Annotated in this window: 17 protein-coding genes; 12 read left to right on the forward strand and 5 right to left on the reverse strand. The window is 31.7% G+C overall.

All coding sequences use genetic code 11. The annotated features are described in order from the left end of the window. Positions 1-90: 90 nt before the first annotated feature. Positions 91-798 carry a LytR/AlgR family response regulator transcription factor gene (locus ABD816_RS17660; RefSeq protein WP_344929657.1) on the reverse strand — a complete coding sequence of 236 codons (708 nt, stop codon included), beginning with the start codon at positions 796-798 and terminating at the stop codon, positions 91-93. 12 nt (positions 799-810) lie between these two features. Beyond that, entirely contained in the window at positions 811-3,024 is a 2,214-nt protein-coding gene (locus tag ABD816_RS17665; RefSeq protein WP_344929658.1) for a tetratricopeptide repeat-containing sensor histidine kinase, read from the reverse strand. A 564-nt stretch (positions 3,025-3,588) separates the two neighbouring features. On the opposite strand from ABD816_RS17665, the gene ABD816_RS17670 reads away from it, so the two are divergent. Continuing rightward, the gene (locus ABD816_RS17670; protein ID WP_344929659.1) at positions 3,589-3,969 is read left to right on the forward strand and encodes a hypothetical protein; all 381 of its coding nucleotides are present in this window, start codon (positions 3,589-3,591) and stop codon (positions 3,967-3,969) included. Between the two features lie 184 nt (positions 3,970-4,153). Here ABD816_RS17670 and ABD816_RS17675 read toward each other — a convergent pair whose 3' ends face one another. Beyond that, entirely contained in the window at positions 4,154-4,663 is a 510-nt protein-coding gene (locus ABD816_RS17675; RefSeq protein ID WP_344929660.1) for a DinB family protein, read from the reverse strand. Between the two features lie 281 nt (positions 4,664-4,944). Between ABD816_RS17675 and ABD816_RS17680 the strand changes: the two genes are divergently transcribed. From ABD816_RS17680 to ABD816_RS17690, 3 genes are all read left to right on the forward strand, one after another. Continuing rightward, positions 4,945-5,760: a hypothetical protein gene (locus tag ABD816_RS17680; RefSeq protein ID WP_344929662.1), complete on the forward strand. Its 816-nt coding sequence runs from the start codon at positions 4,945-4,947 to the stop codon at positions 5,758-5,760. A gap of 232 nt (positions 5,761-5,992) precedes the next feature. After that, a complete protein-coding gene (gene dinB, locus ABD816_RS17685; RefSeq protein ID WP_344929687.1) occupies positions 5,993-7,207 on the forward strand; it encodes a DNA polymerase IV in 1,215 nt (404 codons plus the stop codon). A 129-nt stretch (positions 7,208-7,336) separates the two neighbouring features. Next, a complete protein-coding gene (locus tag ABD816_RS17690; protein WP_344929663.1) occupies positions 7,337-10,300 on the forward strand; it encodes a DNA polymerase III subunit alpha in 2,964 nt (987 codons plus the stop codon). Between the two features lie 112 nt (positions 10,301-10,412). Here ABD816_RS17690 and ABD816_RS17695 read toward each other — a convergent pair whose 3' ends face one another. Then, positions 10,413-11,465 carry a helix-turn-helix domain-containing protein gene (locus ABD816_RS17695; RefSeq protein ID WP_344929665.1) on the reverse strand — a complete coding sequence of 351 codons (1,053 nt, stop codon included), beginning with the start codon at positions 11,463-11,465 and terminating at the stop codon, positions 10,413-10,415. Between the two features lie 459 nt (positions 11,466-11,924). Between ABD816_RS17695 and ABD816_RS17700 the strand changes: the two genes are divergently transcribed. The 8 genes from ABD816_RS17700 (at position 11,925) to ABD816_RS17735 (ending at position 24,662) form a co-directional block, all read left to right on the forward strand. Then, positions 11,925-13,391, forward strand: coding sequence for a circularly permuted type 2 ATP-grasp protein (locus ABD816_RS17700; protein ID WP_344929666.1), 1,467 nt, complete (start codon positions 11,925-11,927; stop codon positions 13,389-13,391). A gap of 3 nt (positions 13,392-13,394) precedes the next feature. Next, the gene (locus tag ABD816_RS17705; protein ID WP_344929668.1) at positions 13,395-14,339 is read left to right on the forward strand and encodes an alpha-E domain-containing protein; all 945 of its coding nucleotides are present in this window, start codon (positions 13,395-13,397) and stop codon (positions 14,337-14,339) included. 219 nt (positions 14,340-14,558) lie between these two features. Beyond that, the gene (locus ABD816_RS17710) at positions 14,559-16,064 is read left to right on the forward strand and encodes a pyridoxal phosphate-dependent decarboxylase family protein (protein ID WP_344929669.1); all 1,506 of its coding nucleotides are present in this window, start codon (positions 14,559-14,561) and stop codon (positions 16,062-16,064) included. Positions 16,065-16,072: 8 nt separating this feature from the next. Then, entirely contained in the window at positions 16,073-17,407 is a 1,335-nt protein-coding gene (locus ABD816_RS17715) for a lysine N(6)-hydroxylase/L-ornithine N(5)-oxygenase family protein (protein WP_344929670.1), read from the forward strand. Continuing rightward, a complete protein-coding gene (locus ABD816_RS17720; RefSeq protein ID WP_344929671.1) occupies positions 17,404-18,579 on the forward strand; it encodes an MFS transporter in 1,176 nt (391 codons plus the stop codon). Before ABD816_RS17715 ends, ABD816_RS17720 begins: the two co-directional genes overlap by 4 nt. Before the next feature lie 7 nt (positions 18,580-18,586). Then, the gene (locus ABD816_RS17725) at positions 18,587-21,031 is read left to right on the forward strand and encodes a GNAT family N-acetyltransferase (RefSeq protein ID WP_344929672.1); all 2,445 of its coding nucleotides are present in this window, start codon (positions 18,587-18,589) and stop codon (positions 21,029-21,031) included. Positions 21,032-21,066: 35 nt separating this feature from the next. Then, the gene (locus ABD816_RS17730; protein ID WP_344929673.1) at positions 21,067-23,487 is read left to right on the forward strand and encodes a GNAT family N-acetyltransferase; all 2,421 of its coding nucleotides are present in this window, start codon (positions 21,067-21,069) and stop codon (positions 23,485-23,487) included. A 53-nt stretch (positions 23,488-23,540) separates the two neighbouring features. Further along, the gene (locus tag ABD816_RS17735) at positions 23,541-24,662 is read left to right on the forward strand and encodes a heparan-alpha-glucosaminide N-acetyltransferase domain-containing protein (RefSeq protein ID WP_344929674.1); all 1,122 of its coding nucleotides are present in this window, start codon (positions 23,541-23,543) and stop codon (positions 24,660-24,662) included. 17 nt (positions 24,663-24,679) lie between these two features. On the opposite strand, the gene ABD816_RS17740 is transcribed toward ABD816_RS17735, so the two are convergent. Continuing rightward, positions 24,680-25,687, reverse strand: coding sequence for a helix-turn-helix transcriptional regulator (locus tag ABD816_RS17740; protein ID WP_344929676.1), 1,008 nt, complete (start codon positions 25,685-25,687; stop codon positions 24,680-24,682). Positions 25,688-25,749 lie beyond the last annotated feature (62 nt).

Below are 25,749 nucleotides of genomic sequence, written 5' to 3' on the forward strand. Positions count from 1 at the left end.
TTAATAAACAAAAACTCTTTGGTTCCCCTTTTCAACTTACTATTATTTATAAAATATATTAAAATTATTAACTTGATTAAATAGTACTTTCTAAATCACTCGCAATCGTTTATAAATATCATTTTTAAAGGTACGTCCTACAGGAATATGATGACCCTCAATTTGTATCGTTTGATCATATTCATGAAAAGAATCAATTTTTTGCCAATTGATAATATAAGATCGATGAGTTTGCACAAAAAAAGTACTTTCTAATTGTTTACTCAGTTTTAAAATAGAGTAACGCACTGATAGTTTTTTATCACCTGATATCACCAAAGAACAATAATTTTTAGAATCTGTATGAGCAAAAAGGATGTCATTAATATTTACTTTCACTAATTTATTTCCGCTTTTTACAAAAACAGTATTCGATATATTTTCATCATCTTGTACAAGACTTTTTTTATTAGCAAGAATCAATGCTGCTTGTATATCATCTTTATTAACCGGTTTTGTTAAATAAGCAACAGGATCAATCGCTGCCGCTTTTTTCATGATATCTTTATCTTTATGAGAGGTTGTAAAAAAAATAGGAATATCATATAATTCTTTAATTCTTTTACCCAAGGCAATTCCGTCTTCTTTTCCATTAAGATGAATATCCAAAATGACGGCATCTGGTCTTAACATTCCAATTTGTTCCTGAGCTTCAAAAGGATTATCAGAATTACCAATACATTCATATCCCAGTTCATCCAACGTAATTTTAATATCTTCCAGATGAAAGATATCATCTTCTACAATATATATATTCATGATCTGTGTGTTTTAAGCTGACAAAGATGTAGTACTCGTACCTTTTTCTTTATGCAATAATCTTAATATGGGAATTGATAAGACAAAACGCGTGCCAATTCTTTTTTCTGATGATACCTGTATCGACCCATTATGCATTTTTATAAACCTGTAAACCAGATTAAGACCAAGCCCAGTGCCTTTTTCTCCTTGAGTTCCAATAGTATTTTTTTTCTCTTCTAATGTAAAAAGGTGTTGTAATTGATCTTCAGTCATACCTAATCCTGTATCAACAATAGTACAAATTAAAACATTATTTTCATTTCTAAATTCGATACATATAGTACCTTCTTGTGTATATTTTAATGCATTACTGATTAGATTTCTAAAAATCACATGAAAAGCACCTTTATCAAAACAAATAGAAACCTCTTCCTCATAGTTAATTTCCATAATAGTTTTTTTAAAGGAGGCTTGCTCTTGATAATCAGATATAATTTCTTTTAACTGTTCACCTACAAAAATTTGCTCAGGATGTACTTTATATCCATTCATTTGTTCTAATGACCAGTTCAATAAATTATCTAATGTATTAGAAAGCCTTTCTGAATTTTTTTCTAATTCACCAGAAAGTTCTATAGTCTTCTTATGATTTCCATTTGTTATATGATATTTCAAAATCTTACCTGATCGTTGAAACGGTACAAGCATACCTCGTAAATCATGAGCTATAATAGAAAACAATCGATTTTTTACCTGATTCGTTGCTGATAGTTCTCTTTGTTGTTTACGTAACTTACGAAACGCCCAGATACCTATAAATAATAAACAAAGAAGAACGCCTGAAGCTAATAAATATAAATTCTGTCTGGCTTGTGCTTTTTCTAGAATCTGTATTTGTTTTTGTTTTTCTTTATTGAGATTTGATATCTCTAATTCTTTCTTCTTAGTATCATATTTTTTTTCTAATAAGGCAACTTTTTCAAAAACCTCTTTATTCATTATAGAATCTTGTAAGGTATGGTATTTTTTTATTTTCTGAAGTGCTTTTTTTGGTTCATTAATTTTCTCATAGTATCTTGCTTGTGTTTTAAGTAAATAAATTTTTGATTTTAATGTATTTATATTTTTCTCTATTAAACCTAATTTTTTAATATACTCATCGATTTTGAGGTAATCTTCTTTGATAAAATACAATTCGATTAAATCTTTTATGCTGTGAAAAATATATTTATTATCTCTTGATAATTTTGCATATTCATAAGCTTTATTTAAATATTTTTCTGCCTTTTGATAATTCTTGTAATTATTTAAATACAATAATCCTTTTTCTCTAAAATTAAGTATTAAATAGGTTCCATCTTCAGCTTTATTTGCTAAAACAGTGGAAGAATCAATTGTCTTTTCTGCTTTATCATTTAAACCCAGAGCAGCATAACATTGGGCGAGCTTATGATAATTAAACATTAAACTTAATTGATGGTTTTGGCTTTTAGTAACTGCAATTGACTTTTCCAAAAAAAATTTTGCTTTATCAAAATGTTTCCATTCAAGATACACCCCTCCTAAATTTCTGTACGTACCTCCAATATCTTTTAGGTATCCATACTGTTCTTTCAATTCTAGAGATTTAAAAAAATTTTCTGCTGATTTTTCATAATCTCCAATTTTAAGATAACAATAGCCTAAATGCTCATATGTCTCGTGAATTAATGTTTTATAATTACTTCTTTTTGCTGCAATAATAGTAGAATCCATATAGTCAATCGCAGTATAATAATCGGCTGTTTCATATGATATATAAGCGTTTTGTTCATAATATTTAATCCAACTCTTACTCTTTGGGAAAGGAAGTATTAATTCTCTAGATTTTTTTAATAATGAATAAATTTCTTCATGCTGCTCTTTCCTGATTAATAATGTTATTTTACTACAATATGCATAAGACAAAGCTTCATCCGCCCCAAGATTTTTCGCATTATTAATAGCCTTATCATAATAAGCTAGTGCGTTATTCAATTCTAACTTACGAAAAAACAACCCTGCAATCTCCAGATAAACATAGGTACGACATACAGGAGAAACCTCAATCAACTTTTCTTGGCAATATTTTACTCCTGCGTCAAGATCAGTAACTTTATCCATCTCAACACGCCAAGAAGAACAAAGCTTATCAGTATCCTGAGCATAAGGATCAACCATACTAAGAAACACTAATAAAATAAAACAAAAAGTAAGCTTATTCATTTATAGAATTTATTTAACAAGTAACAATTCTTTCTTATTTTAAAATTTGATTTACCCCATACCATACACTAAGTTACGATGATAAATTTAGCTTCTGGTTTATATACTTCTTCTATAGATAAAAAATAATTGTTAAACTATAGTTTACCTTTATACAATACCATTTATTATTTTGAATTCTAACTGCCATATTACAGCTACAATTAGAATTCTATAATTTTTCAAAAAACCACTAATACAAGTTCGTTTTTAATAGTATAAAACAAGATTATCAATATCGATATCTGCATATATAATAGTGTGTAAAATACAACAATCTCATATCAGTAATCTAATTTTAATTAATTCACAATATAACCAACCACATAAAAACAAGATTATCAAATACTTACATTAAAAAATTAAAAAAATAAGATTTTTTCCCTAAAAAATGTACAATAGAAAGTGTTTATATACGTTACTTTGTAGTAAATAACTTATAAAACCTAATCATATAGTTACATACTTTTTATAAATAACAATCGAGAGTATTGTATATCTATATCATTCTAACCCCCCCACAAAATGAAAAGATTAACATCAATTCTAGTAATTTCCCTTTTTATTTCACAAGCTAATGCACAAGATGTATATGATGATGCTCTAAATGCAGCAAGTTATGCGTATGCTCATTCTAAAAAAGCACATGAATCTAACAATGTATTTCATACTCAGGAATATGCAGATAGAGCTATGGAAGCATTTGATAAAGTAGAAATGCTATCCAATAAGTGTGGTTGCGATGAAGCTAATGAGACAGCATATGAAGCTAAAACCAATATGGAAAACTCTTTAGAACAAGATACTTATGAGCGTAGTAGGTATTATGCAAAACAAGCAAGACAATTAGGTCCTAAAATATTAAAACAATTAACCAATTGTTCTAATATCACATCTACATTATAGAAACCAACAAGAAAAAGAAAAATAGGCGCTATAAACTGACTGACAGTTTATAGCGCCTATTTTTTTTATTACTAATCAGACCTTGCACAGAACCTTCAGATAAAAGACAAAAATGTGGAGTATAAGAGAAACATCTATTTATATATAGTTACTGTTAGGGTTTATACTATAACAACAGCCCATGTCATATTCCCTCTCTTTTATTAATAGGCGTAGTAGGATTATAACCAAAACCAGGAATTTTTAATTCAACTCCTAATTGATCTAATATGTAGCCTATAGTTGCATAGTGATGTACTGCATGACTATTAGCATGAGTCAATATACTCTCTAGCGTATAATTTACTTTCACTTTACCTTGTCCCATATCATCTGTTACATGAATTAAATATTCTGTATTGACATCTATATAAGAGAGTAAAGTTTTCTGTATAGTGTATATATGATCTTTTGCAGCTTCCTTATTAGTTGATAAAACCTCATCTCTTTTACGAGCAGTCAGATCAATATTATTAGTATCCAAACCAGTAATAATACAATCAAAAAAATCTAATGTATGTCGTATGTGTGAACCAATACTGGAGTAATAAGGCCCTATTGAGGTATCACAATACGTTTCTGAGTCTATTTCGTTCAATAATGCAACAGCATTCGTAAGGTTATGATTAATCGAAGATACAATGAGTTTTTTCATAAAATATATAGACGTAAGATACATAATTAACTTACTTACGACTTTACAGAAATGTTAAATTGTTGATTAAAATAAGGTAAAAAAATGTTTTCATATATAGTTTAGTCAGCTTAATACTAAAAAAATTGATTTATAAACAGTAGGATATAGATCACTTTATCTATGGGTTAGCCATAAAAATTGAGATAAAGTGCGCATTTCATCGATTAAATACATTTTTACTTGGATTTAACAAACAAAGTACTGTATATTTGTTCCATTCACAAAAAGCCCCAAACAAAATGAAAAGCTTAACATCAGTTTTATTAGTATCTCTTTTTATCTCACAAATACAAGCACAAGATGTCTATGAAGATGCCTTAACGGCAGCGAGTTATGCATATGCTCATTCTAAGAAAGCGCATGAAGCTAACAATGTATTTCATACTCAGGAATATGCTGATAAAGCATTTGAGGCATTTGATAAAGTAGAAATGTTATCCGACAAATGTGGTTGTCCGGAAGCTAACGAGATGGCATATGAAGCTAAATCAAATATGGAAAGTTCTCTAGGAGAAGATACGTATGAACGTAGTAGATATTATGCTAAACAAGCAAGAGAATTAGGACCTAAAATACTAGAGCAATTATCAGATTGTCGAGCAAATAATGAAGATTTAGCATCTAATGAAGATATGGATAGTGTAGATGAAGATATCGTTTTAGCAGCTACAGAAGAAGTATCCAGAAAACAATTAGAATTAGAAGAGCAAAGACGTCAATTAGAAATTGAGCAAGAAAAATTAAAACAACAAATAGCTGAACAAGAAGTAGCTAAAGCTGAGTTTGAAGCAATGCGAGCTGCAGAATTAATAGAACAAACAGCAATAAAGACAAAAGCAGAACAAGCATTATCTAAATTAGAAAATGCATTACAAGAATTAGGTATTGCATTTAATGAAGAAACAATGTTTGAATCTCAAGAAGAATATTCGAGAAGTGAATCTGATTTAAAAAATGAAACCTTAGAAGATACAAAAAGCTTTTATGTAAACAGAGCTAAAGAATTAACAGAGATAGCAATGGAACAGCTTGCAAGTTACTCAGAAAATGAATAGATCTTAAATTTTATTTTGTCGCCCCAAAATAAAATTTTTTAAAAGACTGTCTGAAAAGATGGTCTTTTTTTTATTTATAGCTACTGAATTATGTAGAAATCAAAAGAACTGATTCTCATAATCGCAATGAGTTGATCTCTTTTTTATTATTTCTATTGTTAATAAAATTTAAATCTCAAATCATGATTATATGGAATAATTCCATAAATTTGGAATAATTCCAAAATATAATATATTGAGAACCATATTACATCTTGATCTGGATACCTTTTATGTATCTGTAGAACGCCTGATCAATAGTTCATTACAAAACAAACCACTATTAGTAGGCGGCATTAGTGACCGTGGTGTAGTCGCTGCTTGTAGCTATGAGACCAGAACTTTTGGAGTACATTCTGGTATGTCTATGAAAATAGCTAAGGAATTATGTCCAGAAGCTACTGTCATTAAAGGTAATGCAGGAACTTATAGCAAATATTCTGATGTCGTTACAGACATTATCAAAGAAAAAGTACCTGTATTCGAAAAAGCAAGCATTGATGAATTTTATGCTGATCTCTCTGGAATGGATAAGTTCTTTGGAGCCTATACCTATGCTTCAGAACTGAGACAACAAATTATAGCAGAAACTGGATTACCTATATCTCTGGGGTTTGCTCAAAATAAAATTGTGTCTAAAGTTGCTACTAGTGAAGCAAAACCCAACAATCAATTAAAAATAGACTCCGGTCAGGAGATACCTTTTCTAGCTCCCTTATCTGTAAAAAAAATTCCGATGGTGGGGCTTAAAACGTATCAAACACTTAGAGGATTAGGAGTACGATATATAAAAACTGTTCAGGAAATGCCTGTAGATGCAATGAAAAGTGTATTAGGTGTTAATGGGGTTACCATTTGGAAACGTGCTAATGGTATTGACAACACCCCGGTTATTGCATTCTCTGAGCGTAAATCGATATCTACTGAACGAACATTTGACCGAGATACTATAGATGTACATAAGTTGAGACACATTCTCATCGCAATGACAGAAAACCTGTCTTATCAGTTACGCAGAGGAAATAAGCTCTCTGCCTGCATTACTGTAAAGATCAAATACTCCGATTTTAACACCTACTCTAAACAACTTAAAATCCCATATACCAGTGCTGATCACATATTAATTCCTAAGATTTTAGAACTCTTCGAGCAACTACATCAAAAAAGACTATTAGTGCGGTTAATAGGAATTAGATTTAGCCATTTGGTTAGCGGTAATTATCAGATTAATCTTTTTGATGATACCGAAAAACAATTGAATCTTTATAAAGCATTAGATCTGATAAGGGATCGCTATGGAGATCGAAGTGTCATCCGGGCGGTAGCCATGGGATCTAAAACGATCGGCAGAATACAGAATCCTTTTAATGGTCAGCCACCTGTAGTCTTAGCACATAGAAAAGAGTAGTTAGAATCTTTACTTGTAGAGTAATGAATACAAAATACTAAAACAACTAAACATAAAAATAGTATCAAGTCCTAACTATTAGGATACAAAACTTTTTAAACTTTAAAACCCTGAAACTACAAACAATAAATGTACCTCAATTGCCATTCATATTATAGCTTACGTTTTGGAACGTTTTCTGAAATTGATTTATTAGAATTAGCTAAAAAAAACAATGTAGATTGTCTGGCATTAACAGATATAAACAATACATCAGCATGTCTCAATTTTATTCGCAAAGCAAAAGAATATCAAATAAAGCCTATTGTAGGTATCGATTTTAGAAATGCTGATAATATTTCTTTATATATAGGGTTAGCACGAAATAATCAAGGATACAAAGAATTGAATGATTTTCTTTCTTATCATTCTCATCATAAAATCGCATTTCCTGATATTGCTCCAACATTCAAAAATGCATTTATCATATACCCGTTTAAACAAGCATTAGCTATAAACAAACAACAATTTGACACACATGAATTTATTGGAGTCTCTGATCGTGAGCTTACTAAGCTTCAGTTCTCTCCACTATATGAACAACAGAATAAATTAGTTATACTACAACCGGTTACCTTTAGAACTAAAAAAGATTTTAATGCCCATCGATTACTAAGAGCTATTGATAATAATATAGTGCTCAGTCGACTTCCGGAAGAACAACAAGCCTGCTTTTCAGAAAAAATGATTCCGCAACAAGAAATACAAGCTAAATTTTCTGAATTTGATTTTATAATAGAAAATACTCTTTATATACAATCCAACTGCACAATAGAATTTAATTTTTCTAAAAACAAACCATCCCTTAATCAAAAAACATACACTGGTTGTATCAAAAAAGACGCAATATTATTACGTAAACTTTGCCAGAAGGGACTCCCCTATCGATACCGTAACCCTTCTCAGGAAATATTAGACCGGATAGAAAAAGAATTATCCTTGATTACTAAAATGAATTTTGTATCCTATTTCCTGATCAATTGGAGAATCATTACCTATGCGCGGGCTAAAGGGTATTACTATGTAGGGCGTGGTAGCGGCGCTAATAGCATTGTAGCATACTTACTCAAGATTACAGATGTAGACCCCGTGGATTTAGATCTGTATTTTGAGCGTTTCATGAATTCACATCGTACGAGTCCTCCAGATTTTGACATTGATTTCTCCTGGAAAGACAGACAGGATATTACTCAGTTTATTTTCTCAGAGTTTAATCACGTAGCATTAATGGGAGCCTATGTCACTTTTCATTATAAAGGGGCTGTTAGAGAACTAGGCAAAGTATTTGGATTACCTAAGTTTGAAATTGATAAATTAAGTACTGGTGCGTATAACATCAACTCTCTGGATCAAATAAATAAATTAGTAATTACCTATAGTCAATTAATACAAGGGATGCCCAATTATCTAAGTATTCATGCCAGTGGCATCCTGATTAGTGAAGAACCTTTGCATTATTATGCTGCTACAAACTTACCTCCAAAGGGGTTTCCTACTGTACAATTTGATATGATTATCTCAGAAGATCTGGGACTATATAAATTTGATATTTTAGGACAACGAGGATTAGCAAAAATTAAAGATACCATAGGCATTATTAAATACAATCAACCAGAAAAAGCCACTTTTGACATCCATGATATCAAACGATTCAAAAAAGATTCTAAAGTAAACTCACTAATACGGGATGCTAAATGTATGGGATGCTTTTACGTGGAATCCCCTGCTATGCGAATGTTACTAAGCAAACTAAAAACAGACAACTATCTGGGACTGGTTGCAGCAAGTTCCATTATTAGACCCGGTGTAGCAAAAAGTGGGATGATGCGCGAATATATTCTCAGAGAACATGATCCAGAAAGAAGAAAAAATTCACATCCTATTATGTTAGAATTAATGCGTGACACTTACGGAATTATGGTATATCAGGAAGATGTTATTAAAGTAGCACACGTATTCGCAAAACTAACATTAGATGAATCAGATATACTAAGACGGGGTATGAGTGGAAAATTCAGATCCAGGACAGAATTTAAAGAAGTACAAAAAAAATTTATGACTAATTGTAAAGCTGAAGGATATGAAGATACACTAACTCAGGAAATATGGGAACAAGTAGCCAGTTTTGCCGGATATGCTTTTCCAAAAGGACATTCTGCTTCTTATGCTGTAGAAAGTTATCAAAGTTTATTTCTCAAAGCTTATTTTCCTCTGGAATATATAGTTGCAACCCTTAATAATGGTGGTGGGTTTTATCGTCCTGAAATATACTTACACGAAGGAAAAATGCTAGGTGCTACTATAAGACTACCTTGTATCAATACTAGTCATTACGAACATATTCTTAAAGGAAAAACAATATTTATTGGCTTATTAATGCTTAGAAATCTTGATCATCGAACAATAGAATCTATCTTATCAGAAAGACAACAACGAGGAAGTTTTACCTCTTTAGCAAATTTTATAGACAGAATATTAATTAGTATTGAACAAATCACGATTCTTATTAAAATTGAAGCATTCAAATTCACAAAAAAAAACATACACGAATTATTATGGGAAGCACATATCAAATTAAATAATGTAGTACCAGAATATCTACATCAACCTCTATTATTTGAACAAAAACAAACAAATTATACCATGCCCCAGTTAAAAACATCAAAACTAGAGGCTGCTTTCGAGCAAATAGAATCGCTTGGGTTTCCATTATGTGGATATTATGAATTGTTAGCATCAAAACCTCTTAATAACAATGATGCTTCTCAACTAAAAAGTTATGTGAATAAGCGTATTGATATTTATGGATATCTTATCACAATAAAAAACACAAAGACATCTACAGGAAAACAAATGATTTTTGGTACTTTTCTAGACCAATCCGGAACAATATTCGATACCGTCCTATTTCCAAAAACTGTCAAACAATATAAACTTAATGGAAAAGGAATTTATCGTATCTATGGAAAAGTGGTAGAAGAATTCAATTTTCTAAGTATAGAAGTCATTAAAATTGTAAAACAAGATTATATTCAGGATCCAAGATATATATAATAATATTTCATATTAATGAAACACTAATTCAACAATAGTATCAAATATACCCAAAAGTACAACGTTGTTTTTTCATATATTCGAGAGTGTAAGTAACTATAATAATTGATTTTTAATTCTTACTCTTATCATCTCTTTTTTTTAGTAAAGAATCAACAAAATGTTTTCGATATTCAGAAGGTGCCGTGCCATATTCCTCACGAAAAATTTTAGATAAATAACTTTTACTGGATATTCCTGCTAAATCTACAATTTCAGACATAGAATACTCTGTATTAAGCACTAAATCTTTGATAAGGTCTAGTCGGACACGTTGAATATATTGATTCACTGAAAAACCATACAAACTATGAAATCCTTCTTGTAGTTTATTAGCATTAAGTCCTACTGCTGTAGCAATATTAGATATATTATCTAACTCAGAAATACTACTCTTAATTAACTCTGTAGCCTGCTCTATTTGTTTGATTTCTGTTCTCCTTAGAATATTCCTCTTGGAGATTTCTACTAAATCATCTTCGTATTGTAGTATTTGCTCCGTAAGCATTTGATATGCTTTTCCTTCTAAAAAAAGTTTTTTAACAAAATCCTTACCATTAAACGCTTGCATCTCCCTAAATAAATCAGCAAGTTTAAGGCTGTAAAAACCGTCATGATAAAAAGTATTCTCGGCTTTAATATCATTAAACAATTGCTGCAAATTTTCATCCATGGTGATCAGCTCACATTGAATTTTACTCTGAAATTTTTCACGTGTGATTTCTAAACTATTGATTACCGTATGTACATTAGCTCTAAATCGTAAAATATGTCCATTAAATAAGTCACTTGCAACAACAGCTTCTTGATATTGTGTGATCTCATGCACTTCTTCATAATTCTCAAAATGATGATGAAGAGAACCCTCCAGACAATATAAAAACTTCAATGGGTGTATCTCATTAACCGTGAACTGAAATTCTACATCTTGGCTAAAGATACAGTCGTACTGTATAATTCCCATACCACTATCAAAATTGATCCCTTTAATATTACCTGTTCCAATATGCGATGGTAGATTAAGAAAGTATTCACCACAACTTTCATTATATGTCGTATCAAATGCTTTTGAAATATCACTCATCACCTCCTTAATAGGAAGTGAATTTACCTCTATTGCAATCATATTAATCTTTTTGGTTTTGTGTGATCGTTATAACAAACTTAACAAAAGTAAAAGATTTTAAACTGTCAATTCAATTTTTATTAACTATTAAAATTAATACTATTAATCACTAAATATTAAAACGTCGAAAATTAGCTCTTCATAAATAACATTTTCAGGAAATCATCTAATCACACTGTGTCCAATCTTGTAAATCCAGATACATTTTATGAAATATAATTTCAAAAGTAAACTATGAGTTATTGAACAATTTAACTATCAACAAACTACGTAAAAAAATACAATTGAATACAAATTCAAGGCTCTTAATTATTTTATAATTTCACAAACAATTATTGCTTATAATTCAATATTTTAATAATTACATAGCATATAACCTATTATTAATATGTAATTTTTTAAATATTATTACTCAAAATGCTAATAAAGATTAATACCTTGCTAGTATACATATCAAATATGAATTCATATACAGATCATCCTATTTTTTCTTCATATGCATACCAACAAGGTACGTTTGATGAAGTTTTTGATAAAGACTATAAAGTGAAACCCGTTTATCAAACCTTATTTGATATTTATGGTGCACATTCTATTCCTGACTTCTCTATACTTAATGAGAAAGCAAAAACTTCATTTTTTAATCAGGGTATTACTTTTCAGGTATACGGTAATAATCAAACAAAAGAAAAAATATTTCCTTTTGATTTGTTCCCTAGAATTATTGATCATAAAGAATGGGATCATATCGAAAAAGGCGTATTACAGCGTAGTAAAGCGTTAAATCTGTTTTTATGGGATTTATATCATGACAAAAAAATTATAAAACAAGGTATTGTACCCGAAGAATTAATTAATTCCTCAGCAAATTACCTTAAAGAAATGGAAGGCTTTAATCCACCCGGGGGAATTTACAATCATATTTCGGGAACAGATCTTATAAAACATGCAGATGGTAATTATTATGTATTAGAAGATAATATCAGATGTCCATCCGGCGTGAGTTATGTAGTATGTAACAGAACCGCTTTAAAAAGAGCGTTATTTGGTGTTTTTGATAAATATCAAATACAATCAGTAACAGATTACAGTCAAAATCTTTTAGAAATTTTAGAAACTGTTAAGCCCAAAGGAGTAGACAACCCAACCTCGGTAGTATTAACTCCAGGTGTATTTAATTCTGCTTATTATGAACATTCATATCTTGCAAAAGGAATGGGCGTTGAACTAGTGGAAGGAAGAGACCTCTTTGTTGAAAAAGGTTTTGTTTATATGAAAACCATTAATGGTCCTAAAAGAGTAGACATTATTTATAAAAGAATCGATGATGCCTTTATTGATCCAAAATCATTTAACAAAGATTCTGTACTAGGGGTTCCTGGATTGTTTAAGGCTTATCTAAGAGGAAATGTATGTCTGGTAAACGCTCCCGGAACGGGCGTTGCTGATGACAAGGCAGTATATACATATATGCCAGAAATTATTAAATACTATCTCAATGAAGAACCTATTCTAAACAACGTACATACCTACCACTGTAGCAGACCTGATGACCTTAAGTTTGTATTAGAAAACGTTCATAAGCTAGTTATTAAACCTGTAGATGAAGCTGGAGGTTACGGAATATCTATTGGTAATAAATTGACATTAGAAGAAATTGCAAAAGTTAAAGAGGTTATTAAAAAACATCCCAGAAAGTATATTGCACAACCTATTATGTCACTTTCTGTTCACGCGACTTATATTGAAGGAGAACAATCTTTTGAACCTCGTCATGTGGATCTGAGAACATATACCTTATTAGGAAAAGATAAAAGTTTTACATTAAAAGGCGGACTAACCCGTGTCGCATTGCAAAAAGGTAATTTAATAGTGAACTCTTCTCAAGGAGGTGGCTCTAAAGATACCTGGGTTTTAAAAAAATAAAATATGCTAGCAAGAGTTGCAAATAATCTATTTTGGATGGGGCGTTATATCGAGCGCTCAGAACACGTAGCAAGATATCTATGTGTTAACTATTTTTCTTCTTTGGATGCTCCTAATGACCATTCACAATCAAGACAATTTGTTTTAAAATCTATGCTTTTTATGGTGGGAGACCCCCATGATAGTGACGAAATATTGTATGATAAAGATGTACTATATGATATCGGATTGAACCCAGAAAAATCATATTCCATTATTAATTGTGTAAAATTAGCTCGTGAAAATGCCAATAGCGCGCGAGATATCATTTCTACAGAATTATATGAAGCTATTAATAAGTTTTATCATTACGTTTTAAATTATTCTGTAGAAGATTATGTAAAGAAAGGACTTTATGACTTTACGACTAATATAATGGAGTTTACTGCTATCCTGAAAGCAAAAGTTAGAACTACTCTTCTATTTGATGAAGTATATTCTATTATAAAACTAGGTCTTAAGCTTGATCGAGCTACTCAGGTAATACGAATTATCAATGCAAAATATCATGATATCCTTGTGATTAGCAATCAAAAAGAAGCAAGTATAGGCAGTAGTCTGGAATGGTCTACATTACTCAAATGTGTAGAATCATATGATATGATGAACCGCTTTCAAAAAAAGATTCCCAATAGTGTTAATACATTAGATTTTCTAATATTAAATGAAAACTGTCCCCGATCGGTGATTAATAGTCTAAACGGAGTCGCTGAACATATTCAGGTGTTATCCTCAGAGAAGAAACCTCCGAAGGACTCTACTATCTTTCTGGTTAATAAAATTTATACAGAATATAAGTATAAATATATTGAAGAAATTGAAGTTGATTTTCAAACTTTTATAGAGAAAATTTTAAATGATCTCGTATCCATTAGTAAAAAAATGGAAAAAGAGTATTTTAATTATTAATTCAAATTACATGGTAAACTAAACCTTTCTCATTTATTATAAATCAATTTGTTATTACATAGTATAGGTTCAATCATTCTAATATAGAAAACAAAATTCATCTTGAATTAATTCTAGTTTAATTAATGGTCCGTCCTTTTTTATCCAACATACGTCATAAAGTTACTTTTATTTGATCCTAAATTTGCAAAACTTATTTAGATCAAATAAAAATAAAAAATGCTACTCGACACACAAACCAACCTATTAACCGATCAGAAGGTTAATCCATTTTTTAATACAGAATCAAAGTATATTTATGAAGAATACCTTCAAAAAGCGATACAATCTGTCTCTGGCTTCTTAGATAATCCACAGTTTTATAGTGGTGAACTCCCAGAAAAACTAAGATCAAAAGAACAGCTCATAAAAGCAGATCCGACAAAAATGTTATCAATTGATGACACCTTAGCACAAATAAAAGAACTCTATCTGGATCACGCGATTTCATTTCACCATCCAGACTATGTAGCACATCTTAACTGTCCTGTATTATTACCTGCATTGATAGGTGATCTTATTGCCTCCTCTGTTAACACCGCTGTAGAAACCTGGGATCAGAGTACTTCTGCTACCTTGATCGAACAAGAAATGATAAGATGGACTTGCTCAGAAATAGGGTTACCCTCTATATCCGACGGGGTCTTTACCAGTGGTGGTACACAATCCAATTTTATGGCGCTATTAATGGCACGAGATCATCACGCTTTTAAGCATTATGGATTGAATCTTAAAGAAAATGGTTGGTCTGATGTAGTATCAAAATTTCGTTTTTTCTGTTCAGAAAAGGCTCACTTTAGTATTAAAAAAAATGCTGCCTTATTAGGTATGGGATATGATTCTGTTATTTCTATAGCTACAGATGATCGTATGAAAATGAAACCTGAAGCTTTAGTTCAGGCGATAGAAAAAGAAAAACAATCAGGTAATATTCCCATTGCAGTAGTCGCTACTGCCGGCACCACTGATTTTGGCAGTTTTGACCCTTTGACAACGATAGCAAAAGTTGCGAAAGAATATGATATTTGGTTTCATGTGGATGGAGCCTATGGTGGCGGATATATTGTTACAGAAACGCATAAACACTTACTAAATGGTATAGCAGATGCGGATTCTGTAACCATTGATTTTCATAAAACAATGTTTCAGCCTGTATGTTCCAGTGCATTTTTGGTAAGAGACACAAAACATTTTAAATATGTTTCCTATTATGCAGATTATCTAAACCCATTAGAGCATAGAGATGAAGAGTGCCCTAATCTGATCGAAAAATCAATACAAACCACACGTAGATTTGATGCTTTAAAACTATGGTTTACCTTAAAAATGACAGGGGCAAAAACTATTGGTTCTTTTCTGGAAAAAGTACACTATCTGGCATTAGATCTGTATCACAGCATCAAAGATGACCCTTATTTTGAAATAGCACATAAACCCGAACTAAGTACCCTAGTATTTAGATATAAAGCTTCTGGAATTAAAGAGGATACTATTCATGACACTATCAATCTATATATCAAAAACACGCTTTTTAAATCCGGTCAGGCTTCTGTAGCCAGCACAAAATTACATGGTAATATCTATCTTAAATTTACCTTATTAAACCCTAAAAGTACGATCGATGATGTTTTAAATATCATTAAGATGATCAAAGAAACGGCAAGTAATTACAAAAACTATAATTAAATAAGACCATGCATACTACAAAAGAAAACATAGCAGATTTTATTGCAATAGGCGTTGGTCCAATGAACTTGGGATTAGCCTGTTTAACAGAACCTATCAAAGACTTACAAGGCATTTTCTTCGATAAAAAAGAAAAATTTAACTGGCACGCAGGAATGTTGTTACAGGATACGACCTTACAAATTCCATTTATGGCAGATTTGGTAACGTTGGCAGATCCTACAAGTCCCTTTAGCTTTCTTAATTATATCAAAGAACAAGGAAGGATCTATTCTTTTTATATACGCGAAAACTTTTTGCTCCTCCGCAATGAATATAATCAATATTGCCAATGGGCACTTAGCAAATTATCAAACATTCATTTCCAAACTGAAGTAATCTCAACAGCTTATAATGAAGCTGGTCAATATTATACAGTAGTTACAAAGTGTATAAAAACAAATGAAGAAAAAGTATATTTCTGTAGAAAATTGATCTTAGGAACCGGCAATCAACCCTATGTGCCTGCTTGTTGTAAAAAACTAAAAGGAAAAGCAATTCACTCATCCTCATATCTATCACATAAATCAAAAATACAAACTAAAAAATCGATTACTGTAGTAGGTAGCGGACAGAGTGCTGCTGAGATCTTCTATGATCTCTTACAAGAAATCGATCAGAGAGGTTATGAACTCAATTGGATCACACGCTCACCCAGGTTCTTTCCACTAGAATATTCAAAACTTACACTGGAAATGACTTCGCCGGAGTATGTAGATTACTTTTTTAATCTACCATCAGACAAACGTAATGATTTAATTAAAAACCAAAAACACCTGTATAAAGGGATCAATCAGGATTTAATTGCCAATATTTATGATCTTATATATACCAAAAGATTAACTCATGATATAAAAATTAATCTTAGAACCAATTCAGAAGTGCAGGAGGTTATTTATGATGAAAGTTTAGAACGCTTCTATATGGATATTCATCAGCATGAAGAGGATAAATATTATAAATTCCAAACAGAAGAGTTGATACTAGCCACTGGTTATGCGTATCAGCAACCGGCATTTATTGAAGGTATCAAAGATCAAATTCGTTGGGATGAAAACCAACGGTATGATGTACATCGTAATTATGCAATTGATCATAAGGGTACAGATATTTTTGTGCAAAATGCAGAATTATATACCCACGGATTTGTAACACCGGATTTGGGTATGGCTTGCTATCGTAATTCCTATATTATTAAAGAGCTAACAGGTACTGATCACTATGCCGTTGAAAAACGAATTGCTTTTCAACAATTCGAAGTGACACAAGAAGAACAAATCGAAAAGCAAGAACCTGTCTTATGAAAAACTTTTTAATTCTAATGACCTTAGTAGCTGTTGTTAGTGATTATCTCTTACATCCTTTTTATCCGCATTTTTTTGAAGCACGTTTTGGGGTTACCGATCCTACCTATGTTGGGTATTATTTTGCAGCAATATGCTTTATGGTCATGATTGCATTTCCATTTTGGGCTTATATTTCAAAAAAGGTTGCTGAACTTAATATTTTAGTCTATACGCAATGTATTGCTGGTATTTTAGCGCTCTGCTGCTTCTGGACAACTTCCTATCTCAATTTCTGGATTATATCGCTAGTGATGATCCTTTTTAAAGGAAGTTACCTATTGGTGTACCCATATATTCTAAAAATAATCACTAAAAAAGAACATCCGGGAACCATTGGTTTATTATCAGTGGTTGTACATCTAGGTGGAATATTAGGCGCCGTCATTGGTGGATTAACAGTTGATCTGATCGATGCTGGATATATCTATCTGATTATGGCAGCAGGAGATTTTATACAAATGGGGATGAGTGCATATTTACTAAACAGTAAAAAGTATACAATTCAAAAAACGGAAGAATCAGCAGCTCATAGTTTTGATAAAAAAATAGTCCCCAAAGGTTTTATCCTTAAGATTGGATTGATTACAATGATTTTGTATTTCAGTGATTTTTTGATCCGACCATTTTTTGCCACCTATTGGGAAAGTGTATCCATATATGATTCCAAGTTTATTTCTGGTACTATATATGCTATTCCTGGATTTGTAGCCTTATTTGCTTTATGGATCAATTCAAAACGAGAAAGCAGTAACAATTTTAGGGGTATTATTTCTGCTTTACTCATAGGGGTTGTCGGGCTATTAGCACAAGGCATACCTATAGAAGGTGCAATTGTAATAGGTAGAATCATTTATGGATGGGCCATTTTTCAAGGCGTTGTAAAATTTGACATCCTGTTATTTGAATTAAGTACTCCGGACTCCTATGCCTTAGATTATAGCAAAGTTCATTTTTTTCAAAATCTGGGAGTACTGATATCTTCAATATCTGTAGGATTAATTGTAGAAAATCAAGGACTACAAGTACCCTTTTTGATTGCTTTCATTGGTTTTGTAATCACATTACTACTTTACTTCCTTGTTTTTAAAGTTGAATTAAAAGTAGCCATCAAAAATTTAGCAAAAACCTAAGTGTATAATGGATCAAAATTTAAAAAACACATACAATAAAGACCACTATTTGTTTACAAAACATGTTGATGGCTTGGGCGATATCCAAATTCGTCGATTTAGAATCACTCAAGATAGTGAAACATTACATCAATGGGTCAACATGGACTATGCCGTTTTTTGGGGAATGCAAGGTTTTTCTTTAAAACAGGTGGGCTATGAATATGCCAGATTGATGCATCCGGATCACTATGATATTTTTGTAGGAGTTTATAAAAACCAACCTGTTTTTGTATTAGAAAAATATCATCCTCAACAAGATCGTATCTGCAAGCATTTTGATGCAAAAGAAGATGACTGTGGTATTCATATTATTGTGGCACCACCAGAGAAAAAAATTCCAAATTTTACCTGGCATCTATTCCAGAGTATTATGGAGTTTGTTTTTCAGGATACAACCATTAACAGGATTTTAGTAGAACCTGACATCAGAAACAAAAAAATGTTTGCTCTTTGCCAGCGAATTGGTTTCCAACTAGATAAAATAATAGAATTACCAGAAAAAACAGCACAACTGGCTTTCTTGTCCAGAGAACAATACCAACTTACAGAAGCATCACAAATCCACAAAAGAAGCGCTATGAATACTCTTGATAATACCGTATCACCACAACAATCAATTCACCACCTACAACCTGAAATATGGAAAAGAGCAACCACCTTATTAATTAAGAAGGCTCTTACTGAATTTAGTCACGAACTGTTAATCAAACCTACACTTCTGGAGCAATTAGATAATGGATGGAATACATATACCATACAAACAGATATTGATACCATTCATTATCAGTTTATAGCGAAACCATTAGCTATGAATCATTTTTGGATCGAAACTGACTCAATCATCAAAAATGAAAAACAGCAAGAAGCCCCACTAGATGCCATTTTATTTATCAAAGAATTCAGAAAACAACTAGGGATCAGCAATGATCAAATGCCTGTATATTTAGAAGAAATCATTAGTACTTTATATGGTAGTGCTTATAAACTCTCAAAGGGAAATCCTACCTCTGAAGAATTGGTTGATGCAGATTTTCAGACAATTGAACAATCAATGACAGAAGGGCACCCGGGTTTTGTAGCTAATAACGGACGCATTGGATTTGATAGCAGTGATTACAGAGCCTACGCACCAGAAGCCGGTAACTCATTTTCTTTGTTGTGGTTAGCGGGTCATAAAAACAGGGCAGTGTATGCCGCAACAGAAGAATTACCATACGATACATTAATACAACAAGAATTAGATCAACATACGATTACAACTTTTCAGAAAATCATAGTAGATAAAGGATATAGCCCTGATGACTATTTTTTTATACCTGTACACCCCTGGCAATGGTTTAATAAAGTTGCTAATATATATGCTCCGGAAATTGCAACAGGAAACCTTATCTGTCTTGGATATGGTCCGGATCAATATATGGCACAACAATCCATCAGAACATTATTTAATATCACTAATCCTCATAAACTGTATACTAAAACCGCTTTATCTATTCTTAATATGGGCTTTATGAGGGGATTACCTTTATATTATCTGGGTACTGCACCAAAAATGGCTGTATGGCTGGAGGAATTATTATATAATGATCCCTTTATACAACAAACTGGATTCAGAATGCTGGGAGAAATAGCCTCAGTAAGTTACGTAAATCCATATGTAGAAGAATTTGGTCCTCATAATGACTATAATAAAATGTTAGCTTCTTTATGGAGAGAGAGTCCGGTATCTGCAATCACAGAAGGGCAACAACTCATGACCATGGCAGCATTTCTCCATATTGATCAACATAATGAAGCCTTATTACCTAAAATTATACAAAAATCAGGTATATCAATAGAACAATGGCTACACAAATATCTAGATGTATATCTAAGTCCTCTACTACATTGTTTCTATCATTTTGATCTGGTCTTTATGCCACACGGTGAAAATTTAATAATGGTGTTAGAAGATCATATTCCTGTAAAGGCATTACTAAAAGATATTACTGAAGAAGCATGTATTCTTAATCCAGATGTAACATTACCAGATCATCTAAAACGAATGTACGCACCTGTACCAGAAGATGTAAAACTGCTATCCATATTTACAGATGTATTTGATGGCTTCTTTAGATTTATGTCTCATATTCTTGCAGAGCATGCCGATTTTTCTGAGCAGAAATTTTGGAAAACAGTAGCATCTATTATACACAAGTATCAGGAACAATACCCTGATAACCAAGCAAAATATAAACAATATGATCTGTTTGCTCCTGATTTTCATCTGTCATGTTTAAACAGGCTCCAATTAAATAATCATAAACAAATGATTGATCTGGACGATCCGGTAGCCTTATTGCAATTTGCCGGAAAATTAGAAAATCCAATTGCCGCATATAGTAAAAACACCGTAGCAGTAGTTTCTTAATCATGACAACTCTTATGAACAAACATAAAGAAATAATGAATATAGTTTTTTCTAAAACCATTCAGAATTTTGGCACTATAGAACTACGTCATCTCGATATAGAAAAAGATATACATACCATATACGAATGGGTGAGTAAACCGTATGCATCTTTTTGGGGAATGCTGGACAAACCTCTGGAAGCTATAAAATCAGAATATACCCAATTAATCTCCAGAGAAAATTATGAAGTTTTTATAGGGATGTATAAAGATGAACCCATTTTTTTAATGGAAAAGTATAAAGCTTCTACTGATCGTATTTCCTCTTATTATGATGCAAAAGATGGAGACTACGGAATGCATATTCTGGTAGCACCTCCTCAACAAAAGATACACGACTTTACATGGAATGTATTCTCTACAATAGTATCCTATTTTTTTACCCAACCACAGATTAGTAGAATCGTGGTAGAACCGGATATTAGAAACAAAAAGATACATGAACTCAATAAAAAGGCAGGATTTTATTACTTAAAAGAAATAAACCTACCAGAAAAAAAAGCTGCATTAGCTTTCTGCAGGCCAGAAGATTTCAGAAAAGCCAGTAACGGATATCAACAATATCAAAAAACTATGAATAAGATATCAATACCAAACACTGAAGCGCAAAACATATCTCATTTAAAACCTGACATTTGGAAAAAAGCTAACATAGCCTTAGTTAGAAAAGCCATCAGTGAATTTGCACATGAATTAATTCTGAAGCCTAAAAAAATTCTGGAAATAGATGAAGTAGATACCTATATCATTGTATCAGATACACCAGGAATTACCTATGAGTTTAGCGCTATATTAAAATCTCTCGATCATTGGGTCATAGACGAAACAACCATACAAAAAAAACATAATGGAATTAATCAGGAAATAGAAGCCTTATCGTTTATAGTTGAGTTTAGACATACGCTAGGAATTCCTGAAACGTTACTCGCGGTTTACCTTGAAGAAATTTCGAGTACGCTCGCTAGTGCAGCTTATAAATATTCGAATCAACAGTTTTTTTCAAAGGAATTAATCCAAGGTTCATTTCAGGTAATCGAACACGCAATGACAGAAGGGCATCCTTGTTTTATTGCAAATAATGGTAGAATTGGTTTTAATGGTGAAGATTATATTAAATATGCCCCGGAGACCAATCAACCATTTAAAATATATTGGTTGGCCGGACATAAGAGCAAAGCAACATATTCATCAGCTCAGGGACATTCTTATAATACAATGATGCGAAAAGAATTAGGCATCCATACAATTGCTAAGTTTAATTCTGAATTAGAATCTTTAGGATTAGATCCGGCAGCATATCTATTCATGCCAGTACATCCCTGGCAATGGAATCATAAAATTATTCAGGTATTTTCATCAGATATAGCGAATCAGCATATCATATTTCTTGGAGAAAGTAATGATGAGTATTCAGCGCAGCAATCTATTAGAACGCTGTACAATCATAGTAGTCCAGAAAAAATGTATACTAAAACTGCATTATCTATTCTGAATATGGGCTTTATGCGAGGTCTTTCTCCTTATTATATGAAAAGCACACCAGCCATTACCGAGTGGATTACAGAAATACTAGGAAAAGATGAATTCTTAAAACAAGTAGGTTTTACCATGCTAGGAGAAGTTGCTACGATGGGGTTTGAGAACACATATTATGAAGTACTAGGAAAAACAAATGCACATAATAAAATGTTGTCTGCCTTATGGCGTGAAAGTCCTCATACTAAGATTAAAGAACAACAACAATTAATGACCATGGCAGCATTCCTACATCTTGATACAGAAGGGAATTCTTTTCTCAACGCATTAATTGATGCATCACCTTATGACACTAAAACATGGGTAGATCGCTATCTACAAGCATATTTAAGTCCACTACTCCATTGCTTTTTTAAATATGAATTAGTATTTATTCCCCATGGAGAGAATTTAATAATGGTCATGGAAAATCATACACCTGTAAAAATTCTTATGAAAGATATTACAGAGGAGGTAATCGTTTTCGATCCTGATTTAGATTTACCAGAAAAGGTACAGCGCTTATATGCGGAGACCTCAGATAGCATGAAAGTGTTAACAATCTTTACAGACATATTTGATAGCTTTTTTAGATTTATGTCCGCTATTTTGGATACACATCACGGATATTCAGAAGCATGTTTCTGGGAACAGGTAGCCGACTGTATACATCAATATCAATCACAGCATCCAGAGCTACAACCTGTTTATGAAAGATATGATTTATTTATACCAGAATTTGACAGATGTTGTCTAAACAGATTACAACTTAAAAATACCAGGCAGATGCTAAACCTTGCAGATCCTATCGAAAGTCTGATTTTAGAGGGAACATTAAAAAACCCTATTGCAGCCTACAAACATACTATCAAAAAAGAACCACTCACAGAATCTGTGTAATCATTAATATTCATTTGCAACTAACAAAAATTAACTATTCTTAAAACTTAACTATGTCAACTATACAAAACAAGAGAATATTAGCGATTGATTTTGGCAGAGGCCTTAGCGTCATTGCAATGATTCTTGTACATACCCTATGGATACACGCAAGTCAGGAGATTCAGGAAAACACGTTTTTGGGTCATTTTATTCATTTTGTAGGCAGAGGAACTCCTATTTTTTTAATTACTATGGGAATTTCTTTTATGATTTCCAGTAAACAAACATTAGCTAGTGGATTACTAAGGGGTCTTATGATCCTTGGAGTAGCCTATTTAATGAATTTCTTTAAGTTTATATTTCCTATTCTGATAGGATTGATGCCAGTATCTTTTATAGAGGCATATGGTTGGACAGCTCCTGTTTCTTTAGAAAATTATACATATTTATTATTGACCGGAGATATTTTGCAATTGGCCGGTGTATCTTTAATCATTATATCACTTATAAGAGCATACATTAAAAATAAATATATTTATTTAATCATAGCACTAATTATAGCGGCTGTATCAAGAGAATTTACAGAAATACAAACAGGTATATATATACTTGATTATATAGCACAACTATTGTGGAGCACTGGTTATTGGGTATATTTTCCTGTATTTCCGTGGATTTCTTTTATCATACTTGGTATGTTTTTTGGAAAATGGTATGTAGAAAAAAACAGGGATCAAGATATGATGTTCAAAAAGATGGCACTTTTTGGGTTTATTTTTATGATCGTAGGTGCGGTATTAGTATTTACAAATGAACCATACCATTTTAATGACTTTTTTCATTTGGGTCCAGGAGGCGTTATATATTTAGCAGGATGGAATTTTGTGGCATTGTGGCTGATTCACTTATTACTTAAATATACAAATCCCAATAAAATATATCAATCATTTTATTACTGTAGCACACACGTAACCTCTCTATACGTATTACAATGGGTTATCATCTGCTGGGGAATGGCAATTTTTGGGTTTCAATCGCAAAATGAATTAAACACTTTGCTCTTAATGATATTATTTCTAGTAGTAACATTCGTAGTTCATTATGCAAGTATTAAAATAATAGACACACTAAGAAAAAATAAAAAGCATGCTGTAAAAACAAAAGCCGATAAAAGCATTTTAGCAAAATCGTAAGTTAATATATGGAACGCTTAATAAGAATGCTGTAGTCTGTATTTCTTAGGTGTAATACCCTCTATCTTTTTAAAAGCTGCCGTAAAATGAGTCGCATTTTTATAACCAACTAATTCAGAAATTTCATAAATAGGTTTTTTACTATATAGCAATAATTTTCGAGCTTTTATCATTCTTTGGGCAAGCGCGTATTCAAAAATTGTTTGGCCAAAAACCCTTTTAAACTCCTTCTTGATTATAAAATCATTAAGCCCTACTCTACGTGATAACTGTTGAATAGAAAATTGTTCTGTTAAATCTGAATTAATAATTGTTTGTATCTCATAAATTTTCTTAACTGATTTAGGATCTTTAACAGACGGGTCGAGATTAGGTTTCTGATTAGTATCTAATCGCAAAGAAAGTAATTCTAAGATTTTAGATTGTAAAAATAACCTCTTAAATAACCCCTGACGATCATCAGATAATATCTCTGTTAAAATCTCTTGAGTTTTCACACAAATAGGCGAAGTAAAGTTAGTATTATGTGATTGTAAAGTATACTTTTTTCTAAAATCATGGACTTCATCAAGTCGGTGATTTTTAATAAAATCAGTATTCATACGTATTTTTACTTCTCTAAAATGTTTGTTCTTATGATAACAAATATCTCCTGACTTTTTTAAAAGATATAGAAGGTAACTTTCCTGACCTTCGTAGATTACATTCTTTTCTCCTTCCTCCAACTTGATTATTTGTTCACCTTCTAGTAAAAATGAAAGCTCCAAAGCCGCATCAGTACTGGTTCCGGAAATAACTAAATCTTGCTTAAATTTCACATCTGTTATAGATAGATATAATCCGTCAAAAAAGTAAAATTCAAAAGAACCAATCCCGTATCGAGGTTGAAATTGATACTTTTTATGTAAAACACCACAAACTTCTTGTCGACTTAATGGAGTCATCATAGACTCCCAAAAATCTTTAAATTCATTGTTAGATGAACCCTCAAAAGATATGAATTGATCACGTCTTTTTTTATCCATAAAACGTCATTTTTATCTTACTATACATATTAATTTTGCATTTAAATTTATTTAGACCAAAT

It is taken from the genome of Aquimarina addita, assembly GCF_039539305.1.
Taxonomy (GTDB): domain Bacteria; phylum Bacteroidota; class Bacteroidia; order Flavobacteriales; family Flavobacteriaceae; genus Aquimarina; species Aquimarina addita.